This window comes from Acidimicrobiales bacterium, from assembly GCA_035546775.1.
Classification (GTDB): domain Bacteria; phylum Actinomycetota; class Acidimicrobiia; order Acidimicrobiales; family JACCXE01; genus JACCXE01.
On record DASZWD010000039.1, the window covers coordinates 1 to 9,897 of the forward strand.

General features: G+C 71.1%; 13 protein-coding genes. 9 read left to right on the plus strand and 4 right to left on the minus strand.

The genetic code is table 11. The features are described from left to right. Positions 1-366, minus strand: a 366-nt coding sequence (locus VHC63_09375) for a hypothetical protein (protein ID HVV36798.1), incomplete at its 3' end; no start/stop codon positions are given. 45 nt (positions 367-411) lie between these two features. Here VHC63_09375 and VHC63_09380 point away from each other — a divergent pair. From VHC63_09380 to VHC63_09395, 4 genes are read left to right on the plus strand one after another with little or no spacing between them, the layout of a single operon-like run. Next, positions 412-1,557, plus strand: coding sequence for a glycosyltransferase (locus tag VHC63_09380; protein ID HVV36799.1), 1,146 nt, complete (start codon positions 412-414; stop codon positions 1,555-1,557). A 43-nt stretch (positions 1,558-1,600) separates the two neighbouring features. Further along, complete coding sequence (locus tag VHC63_09385; GenBank protein ID HVV36800.1) at positions 1,601-2,533, plus strand: YcaO-like family protein; 933 nt, start codon at positions 1,601-1,603, stop codon at positions 2,531-2,533. Continuing rightward, positions 2,530-3,078, plus strand: a complete 549-nt coding sequence (locus VHC63_09390; GenBank protein ID HVV36801.1) for a hypothetical protein — start codon at positions 2,530-2,532, stop codon at positions 3,076-3,078. The genes VHC63_09385 and VHC63_09390 overlap by 4 nt, the downstream gene beginning before the upstream one ends. Further along, complete coding sequence (locus VHC63_09395) at positions 3,075-3,323, plus strand: hypothetical protein (GenBank protein HVV36802.1); 249 nt, start codon at positions 3,075-3,077, stop codon at positions 3,321-3,323. The genes VHC63_09390 and VHC63_09395 overlap by 4 nt, the downstream gene beginning before the upstream one ends. Positions 3,324-3,350: 27 nt before the next feature. On the opposite strand, the gene VHC63_09400 is transcribed toward VHC63_09395, so the two are convergent. Beyond that, a complete protein-coding gene (locus VHC63_09400; GenBank protein ID HVV36803.1) occupies positions 3,351-4,211 on the minus strand; it encodes a hypothetical protein in 861 nt (286 codons plus the stop codon). A 79-nt stretch (positions 4,212-4,290) separates the two neighbouring features. On the opposite strand from VHC63_09400, the gene VHC63_09405 reads away from it, so the two are divergent. Genes VHC63_09405 through VHC63_09415 form a run of 3 tightly spaced genes read left to right on the plus strand, consistent with a single transcriptional unit; the run spans position 4,291 to position 5,986 of the window. After that, positions 4,291-4,461 (plus strand): hypothetical protein, encoded by a 171-nt coding sequence (locus tag VHC63_09405; protein HVV36804.1) that lies wholly within the window; start codon positions 4,291-4,293, stop codon positions 4,459-4,461. A 38-nt stretch (positions 4,462-4,499) separates the two neighbouring features. Then, positions 4,500-5,267, plus strand: a complete 768-nt coding sequence (locus VHC63_09410; GenBank protein ID HVV36805.1) for a CAP domain-containing protein — start codon at positions 4,500-4,502, stop codon at positions 5,265-5,267. Then, positions 5,240-5,986 carry a sortase gene (locus tag VHC63_09415; protein ID HVV36806.1) on the plus strand — a complete coding sequence of 249 codons (747 nt, stop codon included), beginning with the start codon at positions 5,240-5,242 and terminating at the stop codon, positions 5,984-5,986. Before VHC63_09410 ends, VHC63_09415 begins: the two co-directional genes overlap by 28 nt. Before the next feature lie 10 nt (positions 5,987-5,996). On the opposite strand, the gene VHC63_09420 is transcribed toward VHC63_09415, so the two are convergent. Next, the gene (locus VHC63_09420) at positions 5,997-6,713 is read right to left on the minus strand and encodes a dienelactone hydrolase family protein (protein ID HVV36807.1); all 717 of its coding nucleotides are present in this window, start codon (positions 6,711-6,713) and stop codon (positions 5,997-5,999) included. Beyond that, entirely contained in the window at positions 6,710-7,864 is a 1,155-nt protein-coding gene (locus VHC63_09425) for a CaiB/BaiF CoA-transferase family protein (protein ID HVV36808.1), read from the minus strand. Before VHC63_09425 ends, VHC63_09420 begins: the two co-directional genes overlap by 4 nt. 30 nt (positions 7,865-7,894) lie before the next feature. Here VHC63_09425 and VHC63_09430 point away from each other — a divergent pair, with 30 nt between their 5' ends. Next, on the plus strand, positions 7,895-8,440 hold the full coding sequence (locus tag VHC63_09430; protein ID HVV36809.1) for a cob(I)yrinic acid a,c-diamide adenosyltransferase: 546 nt from the start codon (positions 7,895-7,897) through the stop codon (positions 8,438-8,440). After that, a partial coding sequence (locus tag VHC63_09435; protein HVV36810.1) for a leucyl aminopeptidase occupies positions 8,441-9,897 on the plus strand: 1,457 nt, incomplete at its 3' end.

Below are 9,897 nucleotides of genomic sequence, written 5' to 3' on the forward strand. Positions count from 1 at the left end.
CGGTGAGTTGACCCACAGTCCGGCCTGCGACTGGAAGCTGTTGGCGCCGTGCTCGAACGTGAGCAGCTCGGCTACCCCGTTGGTGAGGTCGTCGACGGAACCGCCGACGAGTCGCCTGACGAACGTGTCGGCCAGGCTCGGCCGCTCGACGAGAACGTCCGCGATGCGATCGGCGAAGGCAGCTTCGGCGACGTCGAGGCGGGCGTCGATCTCGGCGAGCGCACGCAACGTCGCCTGGCGCACCTCCGTGCTGGCCGCGACGTCGAGGCTCAGACCGCGCGCGACCTCGCGCGCTTGGTGCAACTGGTGTCGGGTCCGGGCATAGACCTCACGCGGCCGTCGCAGCGCCGCACGCCAGTCGATCATCGGTCCCGAACGCTACTGCGCGGACATCGTTACGCTCGCTGGGCTATGCCGCCGACCGGACGCTTGCGTGTCGCGATATCGGTGGCCGCGTTCCTCCAGGCTCCCGACTTCGGCGGGCCGGTCACCAAGGTGGCGTTGCTGGCCGAAGGACTCGTGGCGCGCGGTCACGAGGTCACGGTGCTCACCGCGGACTACGGCCCGAACCGCTCGCGCGTGCCGGCGCGAGTCGACACGATCGATGGCTACACCGCGCACTACTTGAAGACGGTGGCGCGCTATCGCTGGTCGCCGATTCCGGCGCCGGGGGAACTGCGCCGTCTTGACTGGGACTTCGACGTTGTCCACGTCTGCGGTTTGCGCGACGGCCTCGGCTATGCGGTGACGCGCCAAGCACGGCGGCGCCGCATTCCTTATGTCATCGAGCCGCTGGGCATGGTGCCGGCGCAGTTGCGCAACGTGCTGCTCAAGAGCGCGGTGGACCGGTTCATCACCACGGCCCAGCTCGCCGGCGCCCGGACGATCATCGCCACGAGCGAAGTCGAGCGGCGACAACTCGAGTCGAAGTTCACGCTGCCGCGCCTCGACATCCGGCCCAACCCGGTGGCCGTCGCCGCGTCCGCCCCGCGACCCGCTCCCGCCGTCACCGACCGCGCGCGGCTGCTGTTCGTCGGTCGCATCTGTCGCACCAAGGGGTTGCTGAATCTCGTCGAGGCCGTCCGTCCGCTCGACAATGTGCAGCTCACCATCGCCGGGCCCGACGACCAGGACGGCACGAGTGAGGCGCTGCGCGTCGCGACCGCCACGTTGCCGCCCGGCCGCGTCGTCATGCACGGTTGGGTGACGCCCGCGGAGCGCGACCGGCTGATCGCCGAGTCGCACATCGCGGTGCTGCCATCGGTCACCGAGAACTTCGGCAACTTCGCCATCGAGGCGGCGAGCGGTCAGCGGCCCGTGGTCGTCACGCGGACGTCGGGAGTGGCTGAATTCCTCGCCGATGCCGCTCTCATCGTCGAGCCGAACGCGGAGGCGTTGCGCGCCGCCATCGTGCGCCTCGTGGACGATCCCGAGTTGCGCGCCGCACTCGCGGCGCGCGGCCACGACCGCGCCACCGCGCTCGCACCCGCCACGGTGGCCGAGGCGCAAGAGCGCATCTACGGCGACGCACTACGGTCGCCGCATCGCACCCCTTGACCTGCACGCGCTCGTAAGCCCGATCGGCGGTGTCGTCTCCGCCGTGCGCGGCGTCGACGACGTGTTCCTCGCGTCGGCGGGCCGGGGCCGGCACCCCGAGCATGCGCCGGCGCTGGTCGGCGCGGGCGTCACCGAGGACGACGCCGTGCGCGACGCGCTGGCGCTGTATGCCGCCGCGTCGTGGGACGCGCCCCAGATGCAGTGGGCCAGCGCCGACGAGTTGGGCGACGAAGCGCTGCCGGTCGAAGAACTGGCGCGGGTGGCGCCGCTCGAGACGATCGACCGCATCCGCTGGGTCGAAGGCTTCGCTCTCGACGACGGGCGCCCCACGTGGGTGCCGGCGATCCTGGTGCACATTGCCTTGCCGGTGGCCGTCGAACCGGAGGCGTTCTGGCCTCCGTCGCGCGCCGGGCTCGCCATCGGCGCCGACCTTGGCGCGGCGGTGCTCACCGGTCTGCTCGACCTCGTCGCCCGCGACGCGTTCGCCGTCGCCACGACGCGCGAAGCGCCGTTGCCGCGCATCGCCTATCCCGGAGACGAAGGCGTGGTGTTCGACATCACCGGCGACGTCGGCATCCCGTGCGCGCTGGTGGAAGGCGAGGCGCACGATCACGTCGGCATCGCGGCGGCGGCCACGATGGTCGAGGCCCGCGCCTCCGCGCGCGTCGACTTGTCGTTGCGCCGGGCGCGCGCGGGACGACACCTGTATCCGATCGAGGCGCCGACGTTCGTACCCCAATCGTCGCCGGCTTACGTCGCGCCGGACGTCAGCGACGCGCCGGTCGACCTGGCCAAGCCCGCACTCGTGGGCCGGCTGCGCCGCGTTGGCCTTGCCGGTTACGCCGTCGACCTGACGACCGACGAATTGCGCCGCGTCGGGCTGAGTGCGGTGCGCGTCGTGGTGCCAGGCCTGAGCCCGATTCCTCCGACCGTGGGCTGGGCCGACCACGCGCGCTTGGCGCGGGTGGCGCCGTGAGGCTGCTCGTCGTAGGCGTCGGCCTGTTCGGTCGCGACGTGCGCAACGTGTTGCGCGACCGTGGCGTGCACCACGACGGACCGTCCGACGCGATGGGCGACGACGCACTCGTCGTCGTGGTGGCGTCGCGCCCGGCGCTCACCGTCGTCCACGACCTCGACACCAACCGCCAGCCGTTCGTGCCGGTGTGGGGCTATCACGGACGCTTGCAGATCGGGCCGGTGGTGGCACCCGGCGGTCCGTGCTTCTCGTGTTACGAGGCGCGCGAGCGTCAGCACGCCAGCAACGTGGCGGTGCACGACGCCATCCGCGAGTACTGGATGCGCGCCGTGGTGCCGCCGCCCACCGCGGCGCTGCAAGCGCTGACGACGGTGGCGGCCAACGAGATCGGCCAGATCCACAATGCGGTGGTGAAGGACGGCGTCACCCGCGTGCCCCATCACCTGCTCGGCATGGTGCGGCGCGTCAGCGGTGACGGCGAAGTCGTCGAGGGACGGGTGGTGCCGATGCACGGGTGCCGCTGCGTCGACGGGGGAGCGGCGTGAACCCGCCGCGCCTCGCCGTGGGTCTCGAAGTGGTGCCCCTCGTCGACGGCGTCGCCGTGGTCAACGGCGGTCCGCCGGCGCTGTTCCAGGGCCGCGCCGCCACCGAGTTGTTGATCCCCCTGCTGCACGCCCTCGACGGCACGCTCAACGCCCACGGCCTCGCCGAGCACCTCGGCCTGCCCGAAGCCCACGTCACCCGCGGCCTGCAACTCCTCGCCGACCGCGGCCTCCTCGAACCCGATTAGACACGAGACCAAGGCGTCCGTCGGTCGCTAGCCCGTCAGCTGCGCGGGTGCCTCGACGCAGAGGGCGCCGCCGACGGCGAGGTGCGCGCAGGCGAGGTGATCGTCGGGCTCCTTGGGTCGGATCCATGCGTGGCCGTCACCGAACGGGCCGGGATGCGCCAGGTCGACACGCGGCAATCCGGTCCCCGGTGGCGCGGCCGGTGAGCGACGCGACGTGTTCACGCGCGCCAGGGCGTGCGCCGGCGTTGTCGGCGGGCTCGGGGCGTCGATGCGGATCGTCTCCGCGACGGTGCCAGGATTGGACGCGGCCGGCTCGGGTAGTGGCATCGCGTGGGGCAGCAGCACGGCGAGTGACAACAACAGCGCCGGCGGGACAGTGGCGGCGGCGACGACGTTGCCCCGGCTCGGGCGACGGCCGCGGCGACGCAACCAGGCGGCCGCGGCGGCGGCGCCCTCGAGCATCCGCAGCAGCTTGGCCCGCACGCGGTGGCGGCGCACCGCCAGTCGTGTGGCGTCGCGGCGATCGAGTCCCGATGCCGGCACGGCCACCAAGGCGTTGTAGTCCGCGAGGCTGAGCCCGCTCACGAGGCCCCCTAGCTTCTCGACGCGCAGGCGCAACTCGGCGGCGAGCGACGGGTCGTCGGGCGCGACGCTGTCGGGGGTGTCGTAGACGAGGCGGCGGTCGCGCTTGCGGTCGTCGAGGACGATCCGCCACGCCACGATGTGCACCCACCGCAGCAGGTCCTCGGCGTCGCTGTACGGGACGTCGCGCGCGATCGCACGCGTGATGGCTTCGAGCACGGCGTCCTCGGCGCGCTCGCGGGCCACACCGCGCCGGCACAGCGATGCGATGGCTCGGGCCGACACCGTCGGCCAGGTGTCGGCCAATTTCCGCGAATTTTCTGTAAGCACGTGCCTCCCCAGCAGTGGAGTTCCGTCGAGTGGTTCACGACTTGAAGGAGCTCACATGTGGCGAAGAGTACAAATAGTTCCCCAGGTAGCGGCGCTGATTGCTGCCGTGGTGGCGGGACTGGCGCTGCCGGCCGTTGCGGCGGCCCGCGCCGAAGCGAAGCTGCCGGGCTACTGCGCCGGCGTCGACGAACCGCCCGCGGGCTCGATCGAGGTATGTACGCCCTAGCGCCCACGAGGCGCCGGGGAGGCGTCGTCGTGGTTGGGGTGGCGGTCTTGTGGTCGTTCGCCGTCGGGGCGCGCGCCGAGCCGCGCACCGAGGAACTGCAGTTCGTGGCGCGCACCAACGCGCTGCGCTTGTCACGCGGCCTGGTGCCGCTCGTCGTGGACACCCAGATGGCCGACGTGGCGCGCGCGTGGTCGGCCGTGATGGCGAGCAACAACGACCTCAGCCACAACCCGAACCTTGAGGACCAAGTGGTCAACTGGTCACGGATCGGGGAGAACGTCGGCGAGGGCCCCACGGTCGACGACATCGAGGCAGCGTTCGAGGCCAGCCCCGGCCATTACCGCAACATCACCGATCCGAATTTCCGTTCCATCGGTGTCGGTGTCGCTGATGCCAACGGGCTCATCTGGGTCACCGTCGACTTCAAGACGCCCGAGTCCGGTCCGATGACGGTGGCGCCGGAGCCCGTCGGCGTGGCGCCCCAGCCGCACCCCGCACCGGTCAAAGCGGCGGTGCCGCTCGCCCCTGAGCCGGACACGTCCAAGCCGTTGGTCGCGGCCGCAGTCAAGGCGTCGGCGACGCCGTCGACGCTGCCGCCGCCGCCGCCGACGTCATCGACGACCACCGCGCCGACAGTGGTCAAGGTGACGCGGCGGCGCAGCGGGAACCGCGCGCTCGGCGCCGCGGCGACGGAGGCGCCGGCCGGTGTCCGGCTGTCGTTGTCGAGCGTCGCGCTGATGTTGTTCGGCGGTGCGGTGGTGGCGACGGCCGAGTACGGGTGGCGCTTCCGCCGCGCCCGGCGCTGATGCGTTGGCTGCTGCGCTGGACGCGCCTCGCCGTCGCGGCGCTGGCGACGACGGTGTTCGTCGTCAGCGCGCACACCGAATCGCCGCGGGCATTGAGCGAGCGGCGCTCAGGCCGCGCGCCGGCGGCCGTAGTACCTGCGCCGACGACACTGCCCGCCGTCGTCACGATCGCGGCACCACCGCCGCAAGTCGAGCGCGTGGCGACGCCGCGACGCGTCGCGCCGGTCGCTACGGGCCGTATCCGCATCCCGCGCATCGGCCTCGACGTCGCGACCTACGAAGGCATCGACCCCGACGAGATCGACTTCGGGCCGTCGCACTGGCCGGGGACGGCGGAGCCGGGGCACCTCGGCAACACCGTGTTCGCCGGCCACCGCGTGACCTTCACCCATCCGTTCGTGAACATCGACGAGCTCGAGCCGGGCGACGTCGTGGTGTTCGAGCGTCCGCAGGGCGAGTTCGTGTACGCCGTCACCGATCACTTCGTCGTGGATCCCGACGCCACCTGGATCGCCGCGCAAACCGACGACGCCACCTTCACGCTGTTCTCGTGCCACCCGAAGCATTCGGCGCGGCAGCGCTACGTCGTGGTGGGGCGACTGGTCGGTTCGCCGGTGTCCGACGATGCGGCGGCATCGCCGGCGCAGGCGGCCACGACCGATACGACCACGACCACCACGACGCAAGTTCGCTGTGTGGTGTGCGTGAGCCGCGGCTAGCGCTGACGCGTCAGGCGAGGGCGCCGCGGAAGAACTCGAGGGTGCGTTCCCACGCTTCGTTGGCCGCGGCTTCGTTCCACATCGACGGGGCGTCGTTGTTGCTGAAGGCGTGGCCGGCGTCGTAGTGGTGCACCGTCACGTTGTCGCGGCCTTCGAAGGCGCGCTCGACATCGGCGATCAGCTCGCCGGAAATGAACGCGTCGTTGTCTCCGTAGTGGAACACCAGCGCGCACGTGGCCTTGTCCGCGTGTTCGAGCAGTGAGTTGACAGGCGAGCCGTAGTAACAGACCGCGGCGTCGGGCCCGCGCCCGTCGACACGGCTGAGCGCGGCGGCGGCGAAGGCGAGACCACCACCGAGGCAGAAGCCGACGGCGCCGACCTTGCCGGTGCACTCGGGCATGGCCAGCAGGTGGGCGTGGGTCGCCTGGATGTCGTCGATGCCTTGGGCGAAGTCGAAGCGCTGCACCATGGCGAAGGCGTCGCCCATGCCCGACTCGTCCTTGCGTTCGAAGCGCGGCTCGAGGCGCCAGAACATGTCGGGCGCCAGCACGACGTAGCCCTCGTCGGCGAGACGCGTCGCCAAGTCACGGATGTTGTCGTTGATGCCGAAGATCTCCTGGAACAACAAGATGCCCGGCCCACTTCCGGACTCGGGGACCGCACAGAACGCCTCGAACGTCCCCCCGTCATTCGCCGTAATCGTCTCGTACCGCGTGTGCACACTCATCGATCTGTCTGTAGCACGCCGCGGGCGGCGAGGGCGGCGATCGTGGCGTCGTCGAGGCCGGCCCATTCCTTGAGCACCTCGGTGTTGTGCTGGCCGCGATGGGGCGCGGGGCCGCGCACGCCGGAGTCGGCGTCGGAGAAGCGATACGGCGTCTGCACGACGCCGCGGCGGCCGCCGGCGCCGCCGTTGTCGTCGATCTCGGCCACGGTGCCGCGGTGCTGGGCGGTGGGCGAGCGCACGACGTCGAACTGATCCTTCACGACGCCGTAGGCGAGGCCGGCCTTGTCGAGGGCGGCGGCGAGGTCGTCGAAGTTGTCGAAGGTGAGCGCCCAGTCCTGCACCGCCTGCTTGCGCAGCCGCGCTTTGTCCGCGATCGGCACGTCGCCCGGTGCTGGGTCGTCGATCTGGGACTTGAGCCCGGCCCAGATAGTGCGCAACTGGCCGGCGAAGAGGACGGGGCCGATGCAGGTGTCGTACACGTCGCCGCCGAGGCGCACGACGGGCTCGTCGTCGACGGCGTGGTGGGCGTAGTCGTCGGTGAAGATCATGGCGTCGAACATCGCCATGTCGATGTGCTGGCCGACGCCGGTCTGGTCGCGCACGCGCAACGCAGCGAGCACCGCAATGGTGCCGTGCAGACCGGAGTAGTTGTCGGCGATCGACAGCATCGGGTCGGTGGGCCACCTGTCGTCGAACTGCGCTTGGCGGTGGACGAGGCCAGTCTCGGCCTGCACGCTCGGCGCGTACGCCGGGCGTCCGGATTCCGGACCCCCGCGACCGAAGCCCGACACCGACAACATGATGAGGCCGGGGTTGGCGGCGCGCAGGTCGTCGTAGCCGACGCCGAGGCGGTCGAGCACGCCGGCGCGGAAGTTCTCGATCACGATGTCGGCGCGTGCGGCCAGCGCGCGCACCGTGTCGGCGGCGCCGTCGGCGCGCAGGTCGATGCACACGTTGCGCTTGCCGGCGTTCTGCTGGGTGTAGAAGCCCGACAGGCCGTGGCGCTTCTGGCCCCACACACGCGTCACGTCGCCCTCGGGCGGTTCGAGCTTGACCACATCGGCGCCGAGGTCGCTCAGGATCCGCCCGGCGATCGGACCCGCGACGACACGCGACATGTCGAGCACACGCAGTCCTTGGCACGGATACATAACGGCGGCGACGGTAGCGTGCACCCCTGCATGGCGCACTACACGGGTAAGGGCGACGACGGCACGACGGGTCTGCTCTACGGCGGGCGCGTGGCGAAGGACTCGGCGCTGCCGATGGCGTATGGCGCGGTCGACGAGGCGCAGGCCTTCATCGGCGTCGCCCGCACGCACTTCGCCCCGGGCAGCGAGATCGACGAACTGCTCGTCCACGTCGCCCGCGACCTGTGGGTGCTGATGGCGGAGCTGGCCACGCTGCCCGAGAACCGTCACAAGCTCGGCGCCGGCTCGAAGACCGACGCCGCGATGCTGGCTGCCCTCGAGCGTCACGTCGAGGTCGCCGAGTCGCACTTCGAAGTCCCCAAGGAGTTCGTGGTGCCGGGACAGAACGCCGGCGCCGCCGCGCTCGACGTGGCGCGCACCGTCGTGCGCCGCGCCGAGCGTCACGCCCTGGCCGCCGTCGGCGACGACGAGCACTGCCTGGCGCTGCCGTATCTCAACCGTCTCTCGAGCCTGCTGTGGGCGCTGGCGCGCTGGGCCGAGGGCGACGCCACCCTGCAAGCAAAGGACGTCAACTAGATGGCCATCACCTTCACCGCCACCAAGGACGCACCGGCCGATGTCGACGCCTTCATCGTGCCGATCCTCTCCACCCCCGACGGGCCCTACGTGCCGCCGGCGGCGGTGGGCGCGGAGTACCTCGATGCCGCCCACCTGACGACGAGCGGCATCACCGGCAAGCCGAACAACACGCACTCGGTGCCGGGGCCCAACGGCACCACGATCATCGGCGTCGGGATCGGCAACGAGGCGGACGTGACGACCGACGTCGTGCGCAGCGCGTTCGCGGTGGCGGCGCGCGCCGCGCGGCGCTTCGGCAAGGTGGCGGCGTGGGTCGGTCAACCGACGGCCGTCGACATGAAGGCGATGGGCCAGGCGATCGCCGAGGGCGTCATTCTCGGCACCTACAAGTTCACGCGCCTGAAGAAGGCGGGGGAGGCCGACGCGCTGAGCGAGGTGTTCGTGCTCACGACGGCCAAGGCGAAGATGCAGCAGGGCCTCGACCGTGGCGCCGTCGTCGCCCGCTTCCAGTGCAACGCCCGCGACTGGGTCAACGAGCCCGCGGGTGAGCTGACGCCGACCGATCTCGCCGCGGCCGTCAAGCAGCTGGCGGCCGAGTCGCCGGCGCTCAAGCTCACGGTGTGGGACGAGAAGCAGATCGAGAAGGAGCGCCTCGGCGCGCTGCGGGGCGTGTCGCTCGGATCCGATCAGCCGCCGCGCCTGATCCGTCTCGAGTACAACCCGCCCGGCGCGCGCAAGACGCTGTTCTTCGTGGGCAAGGGCATCACGTTCGACTCCGGTGGCCTGTCGCTCAAGACGGCACAGGGCATGGAGACGATGAAGACCGATATGGGCGGCGCCGCCGCCGTGCTCAACGCCACCGCGGCGTGTGCCGCGCTCGGCGTCAAGACCCGCGTTGTCGCGCTGGCGTGCTGCACCGAGAACATGCCGGGTCCCAAGGCGATCAAGCCCGGCGACGTGTTGCGCGCCCGCAACGGCGTCACGATGGAAGTGCTCAACACCGACGCCGAGGGCCGTCTCGTGCTCAGCGACGGCCTATCGCTGGCGGCGGAGGAGAAGCCGAACGCCATCGTCGACGTCGCCACGCTGACCGGCGCGCAGGTCGTCGCCCTCGGCAGCCGCATTGCCGCGGTGCTCGGGAACAACGAGACGCTGGTGCAGAAGGTGAAGGACGCGGCGGCCAACGCCGGCGAGCTCGTGTGGGAGATGCCACTGCCGGCGATCTACCGCAAGCACATCGACTCCGACATCGCGGATATCAAGAACATCGGCGCGCCCGGCCAGGCCGGCACCATTGCCGCCGCGCTGTTCCTCCAGGAGTTCGTCGACGGCGTGCCGTGGGCCCACCTCGACATCGCCGGGCCGGCGCGCGCCGCGGAGCAGGACGGCGAGATCGTCAAGGGCGGCACCGGCTTCTCCGTGCGCACGCTCGTCGAGTTGGCGTCGACGTATCG